Annotated in this window: 16 protein-coding genes; 9 read left to right on the forward strand and 7 right to left on the reverse strand. The window is 70.8% G+C overall.

Features of this window, described 5'->3' with window-relative positions; translation table 11 throughout:
* Positions 1–460: 460 nt before the first annotated feature.
* Positions 461–598: a hypothetical protein gene (locus tag J7520_RS01400; RefSeq protein WP_291183009.1), complete on the reverse strand. Its 138-nt coding sequence runs from the start codon at positions 596–598 to the stop codon at positions 461–463.
* Positions 599–611: 13 nt separating this feature from the next.
* Here J7520_RS01400 and J7520_RS01405 point away from each other — a divergent pair, with 13 nt between their 5' ends.
* Positions 612–797, forward strand: coding sequence for a hypothetical protein (locus J7520_RS01405; RefSeq protein WP_291183012.1), 186 nt, complete (start codon positions 612–614; stop codon positions 795–797).
* Positions 798–985: 188 nt separating this feature from the next.
* Here J7520_RS01405 and pepN read toward each other — a convergent pair whose 3' ends face one another.
* On the reverse strand, positions 986–3,640 hold the full coding sequence (pepN, locus tag J7520_RS01410) for an aminopeptidase N (protein WP_291183014.1): 2,655 nt from the start codon (positions 3,638–3,640) through the stop codon (positions 986–988).
* 95 nt (positions 3,641–3,735) lie between these two features.
* Here pepN and J7520_RS01415 point away from each other — a divergent pair, with 95 nt between their 5' ends.
* From J7520_RS01415 to J7520_RS01430, 4 genes are all read left to right on the forward strand, one after another.
* Positions 3,736–4,701 carry a pyridoxal-phosphate dependent enzyme gene (locus tag J7520_RS01415; protein WP_291183016.1) on the forward strand — a complete coding sequence of 322 codons (966 nt, stop codon included), beginning with the start codon at positions 3,736–3,738 and terminating at the stop codon, positions 4,699–4,701.
* A gap of 83 nt (positions 4,702–4,784) precedes the next feature.
* The gene (locus J7520_RS01420) at positions 4,785–5,234 is read left to right on the forward strand and encodes a DUF2214 family protein (RefSeq protein WP_291183018.1); all 450 of its coding nucleotides are present in this window, start codon (positions 4,785–4,787) and stop codon (positions 5,232–5,234) included.
* Positions 5,235–5,329: 95 nt separating this feature from the next.
* The gene (locus J7520_RS01425) at positions 5,330–6,067 is read left to right on the forward strand and encodes a hypothetical protein (protein WP_291183020.1); all 738 of its coding nucleotides are present in this window, start codon (positions 5,330–5,332) and stop codon (positions 6,065–6,067) included.
* Between the two features lie 47 nt (positions 6,068–6,114).
* Positions 6,115–6,870, forward strand: a complete 756-nt coding sequence (locus J7520_RS01430) for a hypothetical protein (RefSeq protein ID WP_291183022.1) — start codon at positions 6,115–6,117, stop codon at positions 6,868–6,870.
* 15 nt (positions 6,871–6,885) lie between these two features.
* On the opposite strand, the gene J7520_RS01435 is transcribed toward J7520_RS01430, so the two are convergent.
* Entirely contained in the window at positions 6,886–7,770 is an 885-nt protein-coding gene (locus J7520_RS01435; protein WP_291183024.1) for an EamA family transporter, read from the reverse strand.
* A 113-nt stretch (positions 7,771–7,883) separates the two neighbouring features.
* On the opposite strand from J7520_RS01435, the gene J7520_RS01440 reads away from it, so the two are divergent.
* On the forward strand, positions 7,884–8,471 hold the full coding sequence (locus J7520_RS01440; RefSeq protein ID WP_291183026.1) for a DNA-3-methyladenine glycosylase I: 588 nt from the start codon (positions 7,884–7,886) through the stop codon (positions 8,469–8,471).
* Positions 8,472–8,485: 14 nt separating this feature from the next.
* A complete protein-coding gene (locus J7520_RS01445; RefSeq protein ID WP_291183028.1) occupies positions 8,486–9,400 on the forward strand; it encodes an arginine deiminase-related protein in 915 nt (304 codons plus the stop codon).
* Between the two features lie 138 nt (positions 9,401–9,538).
* Here J7520_RS01445 and J7520_RS01450 read toward each other — a convergent pair whose 3' ends face one another.
* Both J7520_RS01450 and J7520_RS01455 read right to left on the reverse strand, forming a co-directional pair.
* A complete protein-coding gene (locus J7520_RS01450; RefSeq protein ID WP_291183030.1) occupies positions 9,539–10,975 on the reverse strand; it encodes a hypothetical protein in 1,437 nt (478 codons plus the stop codon).
* A complete protein-coding gene (locus tag J7520_RS01455) occupies positions 10,972–12,384 on the reverse strand; it encodes a hypothetical protein (protein WP_291183031.1) in 1,413 nt (470 codons plus the stop codon). The genes J7520_RS01450 and J7520_RS01455 overlap by 4 nt, the downstream gene beginning before the upstream one ends.
* Before the next feature lie 260 nt (positions 12,385–12,644).
* On the opposite strand from J7520_RS01455, the gene J7520_RS01460 reads away from it, so the two are divergent.
* On the forward strand, positions 12,645–13,568 hold the full coding sequence (locus J7520_RS01460) for a PhnD/SsuA/transferrin family substrate-binding protein (RefSeq protein WP_291183033.1): 924 nt from the start codon (positions 12,645–12,647) through the stop codon (positions 13,566–13,568).
* Positions 13,569–13,668: 100 nt separating this feature from the next.
* Positions 13,669–15,117: a choice-of-anchor Q domain-containing protein gene (locus J7520_RS01465; protein ID WP_291183035.1), complete on the forward strand. Its 1,449-nt coding sequence runs from the start codon at positions 13,669–13,671 to the stop codon at positions 15,115–15,117.
* A gap of 46 nt (positions 15,118–15,163) precedes the next feature.
* Here J7520_RS01465 and J7520_RS01470 read toward each other — a convergent pair whose 3' ends face one another.
* Both J7520_RS01470 and uvrD read right to left on the reverse strand, forming a co-directional pair.
* Complete coding sequence (locus tag J7520_RS01470; protein WP_291183037.1) at positions 15,164–15,901, reverse strand: hypothetical protein; 738 nt, start codon at positions 15,899–15,901, stop codon at positions 15,164–15,166.
* A 40-nt stretch (positions 15,902–15,941) separates the two neighbouring features.
* Positions 15,942–18,167 carry a DNA helicase II gene (uvrD, locus tag J7520_RS01475; protein WP_291183039.1) on the reverse strand — a complete coding sequence of 742 codons (2,226 nt, stop codon included), beginning with the start codon at positions 18,165–18,167 and terminating at the stop codon, positions 15,942–15,944.
* Positions 18,168–18,574: the final 407 nt, after the last annotated feature.

Consider the following 18,574-nt stretch of genomic DNA (forward strand, 5'->3'; position numbering starts at 1 on the left):
GCGTGCGCGGCCCTTTCCGGTGCAAGGCGATCTCTCGCAGAGGCGCGGAGAACGCCGGGAAAGCCCCCGCCGGAATCCCTTCTCCAATCTTCCTTCAGCTCTTCTCTGCGCTCTCTGCGTCTCCGCGAGAGTTCTTCTGGCGTTTCGCGATTCTGCGATCGCCACGACCGGCAGCGGCAGGACAATCTCACCAACCCTTCCGGCCGCGCTTTCGACCGAGCCGATGCCGGTCCAAGACCGCACTTTTACAAAAGCGCAGGTTTGGAGAAGTTCGGCGTAGGGAGGCTGGCGCCCGGCGGTCGTAGGAACAGGGGGGATCCAAGAGGACCGTTTGCCGGGCGCCAGTGAGCGCTGAAACCTTCGATCTGCAGCGCCCGCGAAGATCGCTTCCGCGGCGCTGGCAGACTGTGACGTGGATCGCGAACTCCTGCCGCTCCCTGCAGCCAGACCGCGCTTGCGGTCAATTTGCGACGAACGACGTCACCACGGTCGCGATGATGCGTGCGCCGATGAGGCTTGGCAACGAATCGGCATGCCCGCGAAACGATTTGTGACGCCTGGCACGCCGCTTGCTATCTCCGTGCAGCAGCAAGATCACCGGAGTCGATCCCATGAATGTCGCCAACGCCAGCTTCAATCCGCTCTTCCTCCGGCACGATCTGATGATCGAACTCGGACGCCTCGAGATGGCCATCGACCAGGCACGCGAACGCGACATCGCCGCGAACGACACCGTCGATCAGCTCGAGACGCGCTGCGCACGCATCAACGAAGCGCTGGCCAAGCTGCCGGCCTGACCGGAACCAGCCTGCCTGAGAACAGGGTGTAGGAACAGGGGCTTTGAGGGCCGCGGACTCCGCGGCCCTTTTCTTTTGTCCTCGAACGAGCCTCCGCGGTCATCGGGACAGGTCCACGCGGAATCCGGCGGCGGCCAACGAGGCCGGGTCGTCCGGCCACCGTCATCCATGCCGCGCCTCCCGGCGATTCAGCCGGCCAGGCTTCGCGCCACGATGTCGGCCAGATCCGGCGACAGGGTCTCTCGCGCCGCCAGCCGCTGCAGCTCGCGATGCATCAGCGCGCGGCGCACGGGTTCGAGGCGGCGCCAGCCACCGAACGCGGTGGCGAGGCGCGCCGCGACTTGCGGGGTCAGAGCGTCGAGCCGGGCGATCGCTTCGGCGACGAAGCGGTAACCGGCACCGTCGGCGCGATGGAACGCGCGCGGATTGCGCAGCGCGAACGCGCCGATCAGCGCATAGACGTTGTTCGGATTGGTCCAGCGGAACACCGCGTGCGCGGTCAGCGCCGCGACCCGTTCGACGGTGTCCGCGCGCGCCTGCGTCGCCTGCAGCGACAGCCACTGGTCCAGCACGAGCGCATCGCCGGCGTAGCGTGCCGCGAACGCGTCGAGGGCCGCGGCGGCGGCGGCGGACTCGGTGCTGAGCAGCACCGACAGCGCGCCGATGCGATCGGTCAGATTGCGCGCCTGCGCGAACTGCGCTTCGGCCAGCGGCAACTGCGCCGCGTCGGCGCGGCACAGCGCGGCGAGGCAGACGTTGCGCAACCGCCGGCGCGCCTGCGCCGCCGGATCGGTCGCTTGCGCGTCCAGCGCGCCGGACAGCGCGCGATAGCGCCGCGCCAGCGGCTCGGCCAGCGCGCGCGCCAGCGCGGTCTCGATCGACGCGCGCGCCAGGTGCACGGCCTCCGGATCGATTTCGGCCAGCTCCTCGGCCAGCGAATTCGCGTCGGCGACGGTCAGCATCTCGGCGGCCAGCGCCGGATCGAGCGCATCGTCGTTCAGGGCCTCGGCGAGGCTGCGCGTCCACACCTCGAGCGAGCGCGCGTCCGAGCCGCCGGCCGCCAGCGCCTCGGCGAACAGGCGCCGCGCCAGCGCGTCGGCGGCGAACCAGCGGTTGAAGCCGTCGTCGTCGTGGCGGATCTGCACGGCCAGATCCACCGCATCGGCGCTCCAGCGCAGGCGCACCGGCGCGGAATAGCCGCGCAGCAGCGAGACGACCGGCCGCACCGGCACGTCGACGAAGCGGAACGTCGCGCGGTCCGCGTGGAGCGGCAGTACCCGTTCCTGGCCGGGCGGCGCGGCATCGCCGTCGAGCCGCAGCGGCAGGCGCGCGCCGTGCTCGTCGAACAGCGCGACCGCGACCGGGATCGGCAGCGCCTGCTTGCGCGGCTGGCCCGGCGTCGGCGCGGTGTGCTGCGCCAGGGTCAGCTCGTAGCGGCGCGTGGCCGCGTCGTAGCGTTCGCTGGCCTCCAGCGTCGGCGTGCCGGCCTGGCCGTACCACGCCAGCCACGGCGAAAGATCGGTCGCGTTGGCCTCGCCGAGCGCGGCGAGGAAATCCTCGACCGTGGCGGCCTCGCCGTCGTGGCGTTCGAAATAGAGGTCGAGCCCGCGGCGGAATCCGTCGCGGCCGAGCACCAGGCTCAGCATGCGCACGATCTCGGCGCCTTTCTCGTACACCGTCGCGGTGTAGAAATTGTTGATCTCGCTGTAGCGATCCGGCCGCACCGGATGCGCGAGGGGGCCTGCGTCCTCGGCGAACTGCGCGCGCCAGAGCATGCGCACGTCCTCGATGCGGCGCAGCGTGCGCGAGGCGAGGTCGGATTCGAATTCCTGCTCGCGGTAGACCGTCAGGCCTTCCTTCAGCGACAGCTGGAACCAGTCGCGGCAGGTGACGCGGTTGCCGCTCCAGTTGTGGAAGTACTCGTGGCCGACCACGGCGAGCACGTGGCGATAAGCGTCGTCGGTGGCACGCTCCGGATCGGCCAGCAGGTATTTCGCGTTGAAGACGTTGAGGCCCTTGTTCTCCATCGCGCCCATCGTGAAATCGTGCGTGGCGACGACGTGGAACACGTCGAGGTCGTAGCAGCGGCCGAAGCGCTGCTCGTCCCAGCGCATGGCGAGCTTCAGGCACTGCATCGCCCAGTCGCAACGGCCGATCGCGTCGGCCTCGGCGTGGATGGCGAGGCGTACGCGGCGGCCTTCGGCGGTGACGAAATGGTCCTCGATCGTTTCGAGCCTTCCGGCGACGAGGGCGAACAGATAGCTCGGCTTGGGATGCGGATCGACGAAGCGGGCCCAGTGGCGCCCGTCGTCGAGTTCGCCGGCGCCGTCGGCGTTGCCGTTCGCCAGCAGCAGCGGAAAACGCTGCCGGTCGGCGCGCAGCGTGACCGTGTAGCGCGCCAGCACGTCGGGCCGGTCGGGGAACGGCGTGATGCGGCGGAATCCTTCCGCCTCGCATTGCGTGAGCAGGAAGCGCGCGTCGTCGCGACCGCTGGTGTAGAGCCCCTGCAGGGCGGTGTTGGTCTCCGGCGCGATGCGCACGCGCGTCTCGACGCGCGCGTGGTCGCCGGCGAGCGGAATCGTCAGCGCTTCCGCGTCGAAGCGGTATTCCTCCGCCGCGAGCGCGCGGCCGTCGATACGCAGCTCCAGCAACTCGACCTGCTCGGCGTCGAGGCGCAGCGGCTCGGCGGGTGCGACGGCGACGGAACGCTCGACGAGCAGGCGCGCGACGACGATCGTCGCGGCGGGATCGAGGTCGAATTCGAGCTCGACTTCGGCGACGCGCCAGGCCGGCGCGCGATAGTCGCGCAGCAGCACGGGCGGCTTGGCGGAATCGGAAGACATGCGAAGAATGTCGAGGAAAGTGACGACCGGCAGGCTAGCATGCGTGCTCCGCGCGCGTGTATCGTCGCGGCCTCTCGCGAGGCTCCTTTCGACCGATGAACGCTTCCTTCGACCTGCCCGAATTCGCCGACGTCGAAGCCGCCGCCGCGCGCATCGCGCCGCACGCGCAGCGCACGCCGGTGCTGCGCTCGCGCTCGCTCGACGCGCTGGCCGGCGCCGAGCTGCACTTCAAGTGCGAGAACCTGCAGCGCGTCGGCGCGTTCAAGTTCCGCGGCGCCTGCAACGCGGTGTGGTCGCTGCCGGAAAACGTCGCCGCGCGCGGCGTGGTCACGCACTCCTCCGGCAACCACGGCGCCGCGCTGGCGCTGGCGGCGAGGACGCGCGGCATTCCGGCGCACGTCGTCGTGCCCGAAGGCGCGGTCAAGTCCAAGCTCGCCGGCATCGAGGCCTACGGCGCGATCCTGCATCGCTGCGCGCCGACCCTGGCCGCGCGCGAGGCGACCGCCGAAGCCGTGCGCGTCCGGACCGGTGCGACCCTGGTGCATCCCTACACCGATCCGCGCGTGATCGCGGGGCAGGGCACGGCCGCGCTCGAACTGCTGCGCGAAACCGGCCCGCTCGACGCGCTGATCGCGCCGGTCGGCGGCGGCGGCCTGATCGGCGGCAGCGCGATCGCGGCGCGCGCGCTGGCGCCGCGGATAGCCGTCCATGCGGCCGAACCGGAAGGCGCCGCCGACGCGTACGAATCCCTGCGCCGCGGCGCGCGCGTGACCGAACTGGTGCCCGACACGATCTGCGACGGCCTGCGCGGCCTGCTCGGCGAGATCAATTTCGCGCTGCTGAAGAAATACGAGGTGACCGTGCTGCCGATCGCCGACCGCGCCACCGCAGCGGCGATGCGCCTGCTGTGGGAGCGGCTCAAGATCGTCGTCGAGCCGTCCTCGGCCGTCGCGCTGGCGGCGATCCTGGCGCATCGCGAACGCTTCGCCGGCCGCCGCGTCGGCGTGATCCTGTCCGGCGGCAACGTGGACCTGGAGACGTATTTCAGCGGTCTTCCCTGATCGCGCGAATCGACAAGCAGCCGTCCGCGGCTATCCCGTTCCACTCACATCGCACGACGTTGCGAGCCCAAGGAGTCCGAGCCATGTGGACCGACGCGATCCTCGCCTACCTGCACTTCGCCGCGATCTTCAGCCTGATCTGGTTCCTGGCCAAGCAGTTGACCCTGCTGCGCGCGGGCGTCGACGCGCTCGATCTCGAACGCGTGGCGAAGGCCGACGCCGGCTACGGCATCCTCGCCGGCCTGGTGCTGCTGACCGGCGCCGCGCGCGCCGTGTTCGGCCTCAAGGGCTGGTCGTTCTACGCGCACAACCCGGTGTTCCATCTGAAGGTCGGCCTGTTCGTGCTGGTCGGCCTGCTTTCCATCGCGCCGACGCGCGCGATCCTGCGCTGGCGCAGGACGCGCCGCGCCGAGCCGGGCTGGCGCGTGCCGGAATCGGAATGGCGCCGTACGATACGTTTCGTATTGATCGAGCTGCACCTGATCGCTATCATCCCCCTCGCCGCGGTCGTGATGGCGCGTGGCCTTCGCTGACAGCCGCCTCCATCCGGGCTGACGGCCCTCGCGACGCACCGCTCCTCCGCATGGCTCCCTCGGGGCCGGGCTGGCCTCGTTTCGAGGAGACGGTCATGAATGCGAAGTCCGTTACTTTGCTGCTCGGTCTCGCGGTCGCCGCCGGTGCGGCGCAGGCGGCGACCGGGCCCATGCGCGCCGATGATCCCGGCATCGTCGACAACGCGGGATTCCTGCGCGCGCACCCCGACCAGCGCCTGCGCCGCTCCGGCATGCAGTCCTACGAGCGCCGGCATTTTTCCGATGCGCTGCGCGACTTCAAGGAAGCCGCCCGCTACGCCGACAAGACCTCCCAGGCGATGGTCGCCGAGATGCTGTGGAAGGGCGAAGGCGCGGCGGCGGATCGGCCGCTGGCCTACGCGTGGATGGACCTCGCCGCCGAGCGCAACTACCCCTCGCTGATCGTGATGCGCGAACGCTACTGGTCGCAGCTGAGCGCGGCCGAGCAGGCGCGTGCGATCGAGATCGGCAAGGGCGTCTACGCCGAATTCGCCGACGACGTGGCCAAGCCGCGCCTCGAGAAGGAGCTGGCGCGCGCGCGTACGGAAGTGACCGGCAGCCGTGTCGGCCACGTCGGAACGCTGTCGATACCCGGATCCGGTGCCGGCGCGAAGAAGGTGGATCAGATCACCGGCCTCAACGACATGAATCGGTTCACCGACGGCTCGAAGTACTACGCGGACCAGTACTGGGATGCGCAGCAGTACTGGCAATGGCAGGACGCGCAGTGGCGCAGCCTCGAACGAGGCAGCGTCATCGTCGGCGCGCCACAGGGCGTGGGCAAGATGAACTAGACGTCTAGGCGAGGGGCCGCGACGGCCTCTCCACGGAGGAAACCATCATGAACGCAGTCTCCCGCAGTGTGTTGCTCGCGATCGCCTTCACCGTCGTCGGCGCTCATGCCTCGCCCGACGGCATGCGCAGCGACGATCCCAAGATCGTCAACAGCGACGCCTTCATCCGCGCGCATCCCGATCTGCGCTTCCGCCGATCCGGCATGGAAGCCTACGAACGCAAGCGCTTCAAGGAGGCCTTCGGCTACTTCCAGGACGCCGCCCACTACGCCGACAAGACCTCGCAGGCAATGGTCGCCGAGATGCTGTGGAACGGCGTGGGCGTGGCGCAGGACCGATCGCTGGCCTATGCCTGGATGGACATGGCCGCCGAACGGAACTACCCGTCGCTGATCGTGCTGCGCGAACGCTACTGGTCGCAGCTGGATGCGACCGAGCAAGCTCGCGCCGTCGAGGCCGGCAAGCCCGTCTTCGCCAAATACGCCGACGACGTGGCCAAGCCGCGCCTGGAAAGGGAGCTCCAGCGCGAGCGCTACAAGGCCACCGGCAGTCGCCTCGGTCGTGTCGGCACGCTGTCGCTGCCGAGCCAGACGCACGTCTCCAAGCAGCAGCCGCAGGTCGACGGCGGAAAGGCGACCGACGCGATGGGCACCTTCAGCAATTTCGTCGACGGATCGAAGTACTACGCGGCGGAGTACTGGAACCCGAAGGAATACTGGCGCTGGCAGGATGCGCAATGGCAACGCCTCGGCGACGGCAGCGTCATCGTCGGTGCGCCGCAGGGCGTGGGCAAATGGAACTGACGCGCGCCTAGCCGCTCAAGAGGCCCGCGGCCGGCGCAGGTTGACGATGACCAGCGCCGCCGCGATCAGCGCGATGCCGACCGCCTCCATCGGCGACGGTCGCTCGCCGAGCAGGATCCAGGCGAACGCGATGCCGGCGATCGGCACGCTGAGGCTCGACAGCCCCACCACGCTGGCCGGCAGCTTGTCGACCACCCACGACCACAGCAGCCAGGCCACCCCGGAAGCGAGCACCGCGTTGTAGGCGAGCGCGCCGAGCAGGTAGTTCGACCACACGATCGGCTTGTGCTGCGTGAACGGCAGCAGCGCGAGCAGCGCGAGCGCGCCGAACGCCATCTGCCAGGTCGTCAGCGACAGCGCGCTGATGCCGCCGCGCCGGAACAGGCGCTTGCTCAGCACCGTTCCGATCGCCCAGCACAGGCCGCCTCCGATCGCCAGCGCCGCATTGCCGGCGCCCTCGATGCTGCGCCACGGTTCCAGCACGAACAGCAGCCCGATCGCGGCGACGGCGAGGCTGAGCCACTGTCGCGGACCCGGACGATCGGCGAGCAGCCACCAGGCCAGCGGCACCACCCAGAACGGCATCGTGTAGGCGAGCAGGGCGGTGCGTCCGGCGCCGCCGTCGACCAGCGCCCATTGCACCAGCGCCTGGAACCCGGCCGTCTGCGCCAGGCCGATCAGCACGGTTTGCCCCAGCGGCGGCGGCCGCAACGACTCGCCGCGCGCGAGCATCAGCGCGAACAGCAGCAGCACGGCGAGGCCGAAGCGCAGCGCGGAGAAGTCGAACGGGCCGATCCAGGTCAGCACCTGCTTCATGACGATCCAGTTGTAGCTCCAGATCAGGATCGGCAGCAGCAGCACGAGCAACGCGCCGCGGCGCGCATCAAGGGAAGCGGACATCAGGGCGTCGCGCCGGGCGCGTGGAAGCGGACGAAGCTTCGTATGATACGCGGGCGAGGAACCCGTCCTCGCCGTCCGCGAATGCGGATCGCGGGGCGGCGAAGGAGCCGATCATGCAGGACAAGACGCGCTGCGCCTGGGCCAGCCGCGAGAACGCGACGATGCAGGCCTATCACGACGGCGAATGGGGCGCGCCGCTGCGCGAGGATCGCGCGTTGTTCGAGTTCCTCTGCCTGGAAGGCGCGCAGGCCGGCCTGTCCTGGCGCACCGTGCTGGAGAAGCGCGACAACTACCGCCGCGCCTTCGCCGACTTCGACATCGACCGCTGCGCCCGCCTCACCGACGCACGCATCGAAAAGCTGCTGACCGACCCCGGCCTGATCCGCAACCGCCTGAAGATCACCTCGGTGCGCGGCAACGCGCGCGCCGCGCTGGCGGCGATCGAGGAGTTCGGCAGCCTCGGCGGATATCTTTGGTCCTTCGTCGACGGCGCGCCGCTGCAGAATGTCTGGCGCGACGTGCGCGAGGTGCCGGCGACGACGGCGGTGTCCGACCGCATGAGCAAGGAACTGCGCAAGCGCGGCTTCCGCTTCGTCGGCTCGACCATCTGCTACGCCTTCATGCAGGCGACCGGCATGGTCAACGACCACCTGGTGGACTGCTTCCGCCACCGCGAGTGCGCGCGGCTGGCCGAGCGCTGACGGTCGGCGCGCGAATGTTCGTCACCGACCCGCGCGACTTCCTCGCCGCGTTCTCGCGCGAGCGCCTTCCCGTGCGTCACGCGGCGAGCGCACGCGCGGCGTTCCTGGTCGCGCCGGCGAGCGACGCGCTGGCCGCCGAATCCGCGCGCGACAACCGCTACATGGCCGCGGCGACGGCGCTCGATCTCGACCGCGCCGCGAGCCAGCACGGCGAACTCGCCCGGCGCCTCGGCGACGACGTGCCGGTGCTGACCTTTCCCGGCGATCCCGCCTGCCCGGACGGGCTGTTTCCGAACAACGTGTTCGCGACCGCGCACGGCCGGCTGATCGTCGGCCGCATGCGCCACGCCGTGCGCCGGCGCGAGGCCGGACGCGGCGACGTGCGCGCGTTCTTCCGCGACGTGCTCGGCTACCGCACGATCGACCTCTCGCAGCGGCAGGACTTGGTCGCCGAGCTGACCGGCGCGCTGGTGATCGATCGCGCGCGCGGCATCGGCTATTGCGGCCTGTCGGAACGCTGCGACCTCGCCGGCGCGCGCGCGATGCACGAAGCCTTCGGGCTCGCGCTGACGTTCTGCTTCGAACTGGCCGCCGGCGAATATCACACCAACGTGGTGTTCGCCCTGCTCGCCGGCCGCCTGCCGCTGCTCGCGGCGGACGGGTTCCGCGACGCCGCGGTGCCGGCCGCGATCGCGCAGGTCTACGGCGACGCGGTCTGGCTCGACGCCGCGCAGAAGCACGCCTTCGCCGGCAACGCGATCGCCCTCGCGCCGCGGCGGGCGTGGATGAGCGCCTGCGCAGCCGCGTCGTTGCAACCGGCGCAGCTCGCCGCGATCGAGCGGCACGGCTTCGCGCTCGGCGAGGCGCCGCTCGATGAAATCGAGAAAGCCGGCGGCAGCCTGCGCTGCTGCGTCGCCGAGATTTTCTAGTATCCGGCAGCGATACCCCGACGCGCCGACTCTCCCTGCGTCGTTCCCGCGAACGCGGGAATCCGGATGACCGCAAGCCGGTGAATCCCCGCTTTCGCGCGGATGCCGTCGACTCGAATCGAGCGTGGCGACGGAACGCTAGCGCCGCGCTTCGCCGCGATCGCGCACCAGGCCGGCGACGAGCCCGACCAGCGCGAACGCGAGCGCCGCACCGACGACCAGATGGCCTTGCTTGGCGACGTCAGCGAGGCCGTCGCCGAGCACCGTGATCGCCAGGGTCGCCAGCATCGTCGCGACCGTGAGCGTGGCGTAGTCGAGCGCGCGCGATCCGCGCCGCAACCCCGGCCGCCACAGCAGCACGAGCAGGGCCAGCGGCGGGATCGCCAGCAGCACCAGCTGCAGCGACGGAACGGCGTGCAACACGCGCCCCACGCTCGGCTGTCCGTCCGACATCCGCGCGAAGTCGCCGCCCTCGACCTGGCCGAGGTTCTTCGCGATCCACGGATCGAGGCCGAGCACGCCCTGCACGGCCAGGCGCAGGGCGAGGTGCGGATGTCTGGCCAGGGTCTTCAGCTCGTCGCCGCGCGAGAATTCCGACAGGCCGTGGCACACGTTCTCCGGCAGGTCCGGAAACTCCCAGGCGTGATGCGCGTTGTAGATCGCGCAGGCCGGGTCGATGCCGAGTTCGGTCAGCAGCGCGGCGCGATCGTCGGCGACCGGCAGCAGCGCCGTGAACACCACGTCGGCGCGGTTGTACTGGTCGATCGCCGCCATCATCGCCCCGTCGCGCTGCAGCTGCGCGAACTGCAGGCCGAAGCCGGCGACGGCGCCGAGCGCGAGCGCGACGCCGCGCCAGGCGAAGCGTCCCAGGCGCAGGCGATCGAGCGCGAGCACCAGCACCGCCAAGGCCGTCGGCAGCAGCAGGTGCTGGATCTTGCTCGTCGCGAGCAGGAAGGCGGCCAGCGCGAGCAGGACGAAGCGACGCCGGTCGTACGGCGCGTCGCGCCACAGCAACGTCAGCGCGAACACAGCGTAGACGGCGAGCAGGGCCGTCCACTCCGCGTAGAACGTGTTCAGGTACAGCGTGTTGCCCGGATCGGCGAACAGCAGCGGCAGCAGCGCCGCGTTCGCCAGCGCCGCGCGCACATCGCCGCGGCGCAGCCAGGCCAGCGACAGCGCGATCGACATCGCCAGCAGCGCGAGCCAGCGCAGCGCGCCGACCCAGCGCACGTCGTGCGTCGCGTTGCCGCCGGCCCATTCGCCGAGCTTCCAGATCGCGGCGGTCGCGCCGGTGAAGACGAGTTCGCTCGACCAGTAGCACATCGGATCGCCGGTGGCGATGAAGCGGTAGTCCGAGTACGGCGCCTGCGGACTGTTCTGCTGCGGCGGGATCGCGTCCGGCCGGTCCGGATAGAAATGGAAGCAGTTGGTGTAGCGCGTCTGGTCGTAGCTGTTGGCGTACGCGTACAGCGGATCGTGCGCCCACAGCGCGAACGCGCGCAGCGTGCCGACGAGCCAGAGCAGGACCAGCAGGGCGAGGATGAATCGTCGCGTGACCGTCGCCGTGGCGTTCATGCGGACAGTCTCCGACGCGGCGGCGCATTCGCCAACCCGGCCAGCGGGATGCACAGGCCGGTCAGCGCGCAGGTGATCGCCAGGTGCGCGTGCTTGCCGAAGTCGACGTCGCCGTCGCCGAACAGGGCGACGACGACGGTGGCGGACGCGCTGACGGCGCACAGCAGCGCGAAGGCGCGCGCCTCGGCTGCGAGCGGCAGCAGCCAGCACGCGGCGACGACCAGCCAGGGCACCAGCAGCAGCAGCCAGGCGATCGCGACGGAACCGCCGAACAGCTGATTCACGCTCGGCGAATACCACGGCAAGGAACCGTGGTCGACGCCTTCGACGACGCCGAGATACGGCGGCTGCCACGGCAGCAAGGAATGGGGAACGTGCAGCAGCGCGCGCGCCAGTGCCGGCGGGTCCGCGACGAGGTGCTTCCACAGCGTGCCCTGGCTCCACTGCGGGAGGCCGGGACACACCGACTCGATCGGACGGGGCAGCACGTACACGTTCTTGCCCGCGTACGACGCGCATTCCGCGCCGATGCCGAGCCGCTGCTCGAGCGCGGGCGCGTCGCTGCTCTCCTTCAGCAGCAGGGAAAGGAGGAAGTTGCCGCGATTGGTGATCGACATGCCTTCCGCCGGCGACGCGGCGCGCCAGCCGTTGGCGATCTGCACCGCGCCGCCGATCAGCCCGCCGACGGCAAGCGCCAGCGCGATCCGGCGTCCGCCGCCGCGCATCGCGAACAGCACGGCGACCGCCATCGCCGCCGGAAGCAGGATGTGTTGCAGCTTGCTCGCGGCGAGGATCGCCGCGCCGAAGGCGATCGCGGCCACGGCGCCCCGCGTCGGTCGCACGAGTGCCGCGACCACGCCGACGGCGGCGAGATACCAGCCGAACACCGCCGAGGGTTCCGCGTAGAAGGTCGCCCAGTACAGCGTGTTGCCCGGATCGAAGCCGACCAGCCCCAGCCAGAGCAGGTGCGCCGCGGCGAGGCCGAAGCGCCGCTCGCGCAGGAAGAACGCCGTCGCCCAGGCCGCGACCGCGAGCCAGGCCAGCAGGCGCAGCTCCGCCAGGCGTCGCACCGAATGGATCGGCCGGCCGCCGAAGGCTTCGCCGATGCGCCAGCCGAGCGCGACGGGCGCCGTGAACAACAGGTCCGAGGTCCACAGGCAATTGCCCGGCGGAATCGGCTGGAAGGCGAAGCGCAGCTGCGGCGCTGCGGCACTGCCGACGCCGGGGTCGACGCCGGGCCGCCACGGCGCCAGATCCAGGCAGGCGGTGTAGCGGATCTGGTCGTAGTTGTTGCCGAGCGCCAGCAACGGCTCGTGGCGAACGAGCAGCAGCGCCCGTCCCACCGCGAGGACGGCGAGGGCGAGCAACAGCAGGCGAGCCCAGGCGGGCAGGCGCGAAAGTACGGGCATCGGACGGGCCGGTCGGCGAACGGCCGAGTGTAGGCGGCGGACTGCGTCAGTCTCAATCTCGGCCGCGATGCCGGCGACAGTCGATCGCCAGGCGCTGGCCGAGGCTGCGCGCGCCGCGATCGTCGACACGCTGCGCCGTCGAGGCGGAACGCGGCTGACGCCGATCGCCGGATGCGGCCGGCGGCGCGATAGCGATTCGCGCCCTTTCGCGTAAGGTGGATGGAGAGCCGGAGATTTCGTTCCTGCCGCAGGAGACCTGCATGCGCATGCCCCGATCGTTCCGCCGCACCGTCGCGCTGCTGCTCGCGCTGTCGGCCGGCATCGCCGGTGCCGACGGCGGCGAGCGGACGAACGGCGCCGCCGTGCTCGCGACCTACGCGTATCCGAAGTACGACCGCGCCGCGGCGCTGCAACCGCTCGCCGACGTGCTCGCGGCGCGGCTGAAGACTCCGGTGACGGTGCGCCTGTTCGACTCGCCGCGCGCGCTGGTCGAGGCGGTGCGCTCCGGCGCCGCCGATCTCGCGGTGACCAACACCTTCGCCGGCCTCGCCCTGCTCGATGCGGCGCAGGCGCAGCCGCTCGCCGTGTTCGAGGTGCCGCGCGCCACCGCCGAACGCTATCGCGGCGTGCTGCTGGCGCGTGTCGGGGCCGGCCCGGACGACGACGGCGCGCTCGCCCGCACAGCCGCGCAATGGCGCATCGCGCAGGCCGTGCGCGGCTCGACCTCGGGCGGACTGGTGCAGGACCTGCACCTCGCCGCGCTCGGCCGCCGCGCGGACTACGCCGCGCTGAACTACGCCGGCACCCACGAAGGCGCGCTTGCCGCGCTGCGCGCGGGCGAGGCCGACGTCGCGGCGCTGGCCGAGACGCCGTGGCGCGACGCGCTCGCGCGCGAACCGGCGCTGGCCTCGCAGGTGCGCGAGCTGTGGCGCTCGCCGCCGATTCCGCCGGGACCGCTGGTCTGCCGCGACGGCGGCCGCCTCTCCTGTCCGGCGGCCCGCGCACTGCTGCTCGAACTCCACCGCGAGGCGCCGGCGGCGCTCGCGGCGCTCGCCGGCGCCTGGTCGGAAGCCGCCGGCGCGACGCGCCTGGTGGCGGTCGATCGCGCCGGCTACCTCGATCTGGCCCAGGGATTCCGCTCCGCCGGCGAGCGGGAAGCCGCGCTGCGCCGCCTGCTGGACTGAGCGGCGGTCGGATCGACGGCGAACGCCTGCGTGGGATCCGGCTGAAACCATCGCGGCGATGACCCACAATCGGCGGCCTGACGGCAAGCCGGATGTCCGCATGACCCGATCGACACGACGCGAACTGGCGATGCTCCCGCTGGCCGCCTGCCTCGCGCTTGCGCTCGCCGGCGCGACCGCGACCGCCGCGGATCCCGCTCGGCGAAGCCTGGCGCGCAGCGTGGACAGCTGCGCCGACGACGGCCCCGGCAGCCTGCGCGCCGCCGTCGCCGCGGCCGCGAGCGGCGACACCATCGACCTGTCGACGCTGACCTGCGGCACCCTCACGCTGGCGACCGGCGCGATCGTGGTCGCGCAGGACGAGCTGACGATCGCCGGACCCGGCGCCGCGGCGTTGACGCTCGACGCCGCGCTGGCCGATCGCGTGTTCCGGCACACCGGCACCGGCACGCTGCATCTGCGCGGCCTCGGGCTCGCGCGCGGACGCACGGATTCGAGCGGCGGCTGCCTCGCCTCGACGGGCAACCTCGAACTCGACCGCGTCGACGTCGCCGACTGCGCCGCGCGCGACCTCGCCGACGGAGCCCTCGTGCGCGGCGGCGGCGTGCACGCGAACGGCGACGTCGTCCTGCGCGACAGCCGCGTGCATGAGTGCAGCGCGTACTCCTCCAACAGCAGCGCACTCGGCGGCGGCATCTACGCGCGCGGCACGCTCGACCTGCAGCACAGCACGGTGTCCGGCAACGACGCGACCTCGATGGCGCCGACCGGTACGCTGATTCCCGGCGGAGCTGCCTACGCCGGCGCGTTCGGCGGTGGCGTCGCGAGCTACCGCGCGCTGACGCTCGTCGCCAGCACGATCGCCGCCAACGACGCGCTGGCGCCGAACAACCACGGCGGCGACCAGGCCAACGGCGGCGGCGTGTTCGTCGCCTACGGCTCGGCGACGGTCCGCGACTCGACCATCGACCACAACCACGCCGACCACCTCGGCGGCGGCGCCGCGTTCATCCATTTCGGCAGTTCGCTGACGCGCATCGAGAACAGCACGATCTCCGGCAACCACGCCGGCGGCGACGCGGCCGGCGTGTTCACGCAGCCGTCGCTGAACCTGACCGGCAGCACGATCGCGTTCAACCACACCGACGGCCCGCGCGCCGGCGGCGTGCTGGTCGGTTTCGACCACACCGGCCGGATCGACAGCTCGATCCTCGCCGGCAACACCGCGGGCTCCGGGCCGTCCGATCTGGGGCAGGACTCGCGCAGCATGCTCTGGGGCGCGCACAACCTGATCGGCGTCGGCGGCGATACGCTCACCGGCACGCTGCACGCCGATCCGCGGCTGGGGCCCTTGCAGGACAACGGCGGCCCGACGCGGACCCATGCCTTGCACAGCGGCAGCCCCGCCATCGACGCCGGCAGCAATCCCGCCGCGCTCGTCTACGACCAGCGCGGCGAGCCGCACCCGCGCTTGCTGGGTGCGGCGGTCGACATCGGCGCGTTCGAGTTCGACGCCGCGGAGACGATCTTCTCCGACGGCTTCGACTGACGAGCCGCGGCGGCGATGCGGAGCGCGAACCGCGCCCGCGCGTCGGTCAGGGCGACGGCGCGTTGCGAAAGCACGGCGCGATCGGGCAGTAGTCCAGGTCGCGCTCGATCGCCACGCGCTCGACGCAACCGACGCGCGACGACGCGGCGGACACCGGCATCGCTTTGAGCCCCACGCGCACGTCGCGACGCGAGTAGTAGACGTAGCCGGGCGGCAGGCCGGCTTTGGCCACGTCGGCCGGCGCCTTCGGAGCGAACTGCATCGCCTTCAGCGCATCCGCGTAAGCCTGCATCGTCGGCGCGCAGACCGCGCCCGGATCGGCGCCGCGCCCGGCGTTGGAGAGTTCGTAGGCGACGGACTTGTTCTCGAACGGATACGCGCGCTCCGGATCGTCCTCGTACACCAGCGCGTAGTGCCAGCCCGACTCGGGCAGGTGCATGGTGAAGCTGTGGAGGTGGGTGCCGGGGCTGGAACCCAGTTCCACGCCGAAGCGTTGTTCGATCCGCGACTGCGACAAGTCGTCGATCCATTGCAGGCTGTCGGCGAGCGTCAGGAGACGCCGGCCCATCTCTTCCGGCGTCAATTCCGGATAGCCCTCGGCGCTGGGAACGTGCGGCCGCACGCTCGCATCCGCATCCGACTGCTCGCTGCCGTGGTTGTCGGCCGCCTGCGGCTCCGGCGCCGCGCCCGGCTCCGGCGACGATGTGCATCCGAGCAGCAGCAGCGCGACCGCGACCGCCATCGCCGCTGCCATCGCCGGGAACCTGCGGTATCCGCTTCGCATCGTCTTCTCCGATCGAGCGCGTTCCGCGACGGCCGCGGACCTACAGCGCCGCCAGGTTCGCGTAGGCGAGCACCAGCCGCTTGCGCCCCACCTCGGCGAAGTTGACTTCCACCAGCGTGTGCGCGCCGGCGCCCTCGTAGCTGAGCACGACGCCTTCGCCGAAGCTCGCATGGCGCACGCGCTGGCCGAGCTTGAACGGTGCCCCCGGTTCCGGCGCGCTCGTCGCGAGGCGGCCGGCGAACGCGGGCCGGCTGACCTGCACGCGCGGACGCACTTCGTGCAGCAGCTCGGGCGGAATTTCGTTGAGGAAGCGCGACGGCCGCGCGTACGACTCGACGCCGTGCAGGCGGCGCGACTCGGCGTAGCTCAGCACGAGTCGATCGCGCGCGCGCGTGATGCCGACGTAGGCGAGGCGGCGTTCTTCCTCGAGACGGCCGGCTTCCTCGGTCGATTTCTGGCTCGGGAACAGGCCGTCCTCCATGCCGACCAGGAACACCAGCGGGAATTCGAGTCCCTTGGCCGAGTGCAACGTCATCAGCTGCACGCAGTCCTGCCACGCCTCGCCCTGGCCTTCGCCGGCTTCGAGCGCGGCGTGCGCGAGGAAGGCGGAGAGTTCGGACAGGTTGGCTTCGAGGTCTTCCGGCGTGCGCCGGAAGCGCGCGGCGACGTTGACCAGTTCGTCGAGGTTCTCCACGCGCGATTCGGCGCTGCCGCGGCTGTCCTTCTCGTAGAAGTCGCGCAGGCCGGAGCGTGCCAGCGCGTGTTCGATCTGTTCGGAGAGAGGCAGCGAATCGGGAGCGTCGGTTTCGTCGATTCCCGATTCCCGATTCCCGATTGCCGGCTTGTCGAGACAATCGCGCGCCAGCGCTTCGATCAATTCGAGGAACGCGCGCAACGCGTTCTTCGCCCGCGCGGCCAGGGCGCCGACGCCGAGCTCCGCCAGCGCCGATTCCCACAACGACGAGGCGTCGCGGCGCGCGCGCTGGCGCAGAAGGTCCAGCGTGCGCTCGCCGATGCCGCGCGGCGGCGTGTTGACCGCGCGCTCGAACGCCGCGTCGTCGTGGCGGTTGGCGACCAGGCGCAGGTACGACAGCGCGTCCTTGATTTCGGCGCGATCGAAGTAGCGCAGGCCGCCGTACACGCGATAGGCGATGTCGTGCTGGATGAGCTGTTCTTCGAAGTTGCGCGACTGCGCGTTGGAGCGGTACAGGATCGCGACGTCGGAGGCCTTGGCGCCTTCGCGCAGGTGCTCGCGGATGCGCTCGACGACGTAGCGCGCCTCGTCCTGCTCGTTGTAGGCCGCGTACAGCTCGATCTCGGCGCCGGCGTCGCCCGCCGTCCACAGCTGCTTGCCGAGCCGGTCCGGGTTGTGCGCGATGACCGCGTTGGCGGCGGCGAGGATGTTGCCGGTGGAGCGGTAGTTCTGTTCGAGGCGGATCGTCTTCGCCGCCGGAAAATCGCGCAGGAAATGCTGCACGTTCTCAACGCGCGCGCCGCGCCAGCCGTAGATCGCCTGGTCATCGTCGCCGACCACGAACACGTTCCCGGTGGTGCCGGCGAGCACGCGGATCCACGCGTACTGCAAGGTGTTGGTGTCCTGGAACTCGTCGATCAGAAGGTGCCGGAAGCGCTCGCGGTAGTGCGCCAGCAGCGCGTCGTTCTGCAGCCACAACTCGTGCGCGCGCAGCAGCAGCTCGGCGAAGTCGACCAGGCCGCCGCGCCGGCAGGCTTCCTCGTAGGCGCGGTAGATGTCGATCAGCACGTGGCTGTCGGAGCGGTAGCCGGCTTCGAGCGCGTCCGGCCGCTTGCCCTCGTCCTTGGCCGAGTTGATGAACCAGGTCGCCTGCCGCGGCGGGAAACGCGACTCGTCCAGCCCCATGCCCTGGATCGTGCGCTTGACCAGGCGCTGCTGGTCGTCGGCGTCGAGGATCTGGAACGTCTCCGGCAGCTTCGCCTCGCGGAAATGCCGGCGCAGCAGCCGGTGCGCGATGCCGTGGAACGTGCCGATGGTGAGGCCGCGCGCACCGCCGACGATCAGGTTCTCGGCGCGACCGCGCATCTCGCCGGCGGCCTTGTTGGTGAAGGTGACCGCGAGCACTGACCACGGCGACACGCGCTCGACCTCGAGCAGCCAGCCGATGCGATGGGTCAGCACGCGCGTCTTGCCGGAACCGGCGCCGGCGAGCACGAGGTGGTGTCCTGCCGGCGCGGTCACGGCTTCGCGTTGCGCCGGATTCAATCCGTCGATGAGGTGGGAAACGTCCATAGGGGGATTGTAGCGGGCGCCGCGCCTGCGCTTGCCGTCACGATGCCACAGGACACATCAGCGCGGCGCATCGCGTGACGTGATGCAGACGCGCCTTTCCCTTGGATGTTGGCCGCGCTCACCGCCGCCGCACAAGCCTCGGAGCATCGCTTGCTCAATGAGCCGAGCGCTGAGCGGCAGGATGCACGCCCTCTCGATACCCTCGATATGAGTATGCATACGCCGATGTCCAGAGAGCCGGGCATCCGGGCGCTTCGTTACTCGAGCGCATGCTTCGCCGCGCTCTTCAGAGGCAATGGTTGCACTGCCGATCTGAAACGCTGTGTCGACTCCATTCCTCGACGGAGGGCGCCACCGAGAACGCGGCGTTAGACTTCACTTGCCAACCACATGGTGGCTTACGGTCA

The organism is Dokdonella sp., assembly GCF_017744955.1.
Classification (GTDB): domain Bacteria; phylum Pseudomonadota; class Gammaproteobacteria; order Xanthomonadales; family Rhodanobacteraceae; genus Dokdonella_A.

Bases quoted from the DNA above. Each gene is read 5' to 3' on its own strand.
- J7520_RS01405 (WP_291183012.1), top strand. From the start codon at position 612: ATGAATGTCGCCAACGCCAGCTTCAATCCGCTCTTCCTCCGGCACGAT.
- pepN (WP_291183014.1), bottom strand. From the start codon at position 3,640: ATGTCTTCCGATTCCGCCAAGCCGCCCGTGCTGCTGCGCGACTATCGC.
- J7520_RS01415 (WP_291183016.1), top strand. From the start codon at position 3,736: ATGAACGCTTCCTTCGACCTGCCCGAATTCGCCGACGTCGAAGCCGCC.
- J7520_RS01420 (WP_291183018.1), top strand. From the start codon at position 4,785: ATGTGGACCGACGCGATCCTCGCCTACCTGCACTTCGCCGCGATCTTC.
- J7520_RS01425 (WP_291183020.1), top strand. From the start codon at position 5,330: ATGAATGCGAAGTCCGTTACTTTGCTGCTCGGTCTCGCGGTCGCCGCC.
- J7520_RS01430 (WP_291183022.1), top strand. From the start codon at position 6,115: ATGAACGCAGTCTCCCGCAGTGTGTTGCTCGCGATCGCCTTCACCGTC.
- J7520_RS01435 (WP_291183024.1), bottom strand. From the start codon at position 7,770: ATGTCCGCTTCCCTTGATGCGCGCCGCGGCGCGTTGCTCGTGCTGCTG.
- J7520_RS01440 (WP_291183026.1), top strand. From the start codon at position 7,884: ATGCAGGACAAGACGCGCTGCGCCTGGGCCAGCCGCGAGAACGCGACG.
- J7520_RS01445 (WP_291183028.1), top strand. From the start codon at position 8,486: ATGTTCGTCACCGACCCGCGCGACTTCCTCGCCGCGTTCTCGCGCGAG.
- J7520_RS01450 (WP_291183030.1), bottom strand. From the start codon at position 10,975: ATGAACGCCACGGCGACGGTCACGCGACGATTCATCCTCGCCCTGCTG.
- J7520_RS01455 (WP_291183031.1), bottom strand. From the start codon at position 12,384: ATGCCCGTACTTTCGCGCCTGCCCGCCTGGGCTCGCCTGCTGTTGCTC.
- J7520_RS01460 (WP_291183033.1), top strand. From the start codon at position 12,645: ATGCGCATGCCCCGATCGTTCCGCCGCACCGTCGCGCTGCTGCTCGCG.
- J7520_RS01465 (WP_291183035.1), top strand. From the start codon at position 13,669: ATGACCCGATCGACACGACGCGAACTGGCGATGCTCCCGCTGGCCGCC.
- J7520_RS01470 (WP_291183037.1), bottom strand. From the start codon at position 15,901: ATGCGAAGCGGATACCGCAGGTTCCCGGCGATGGCAGCGGCGATGGCG.
- uvrD (WP_291183039.1), bottom strand. From the start codon at position 18,167: ATGGACGTTTCCCACCTCATCGACGGATTGAATCCGGCGCAACGCGAA.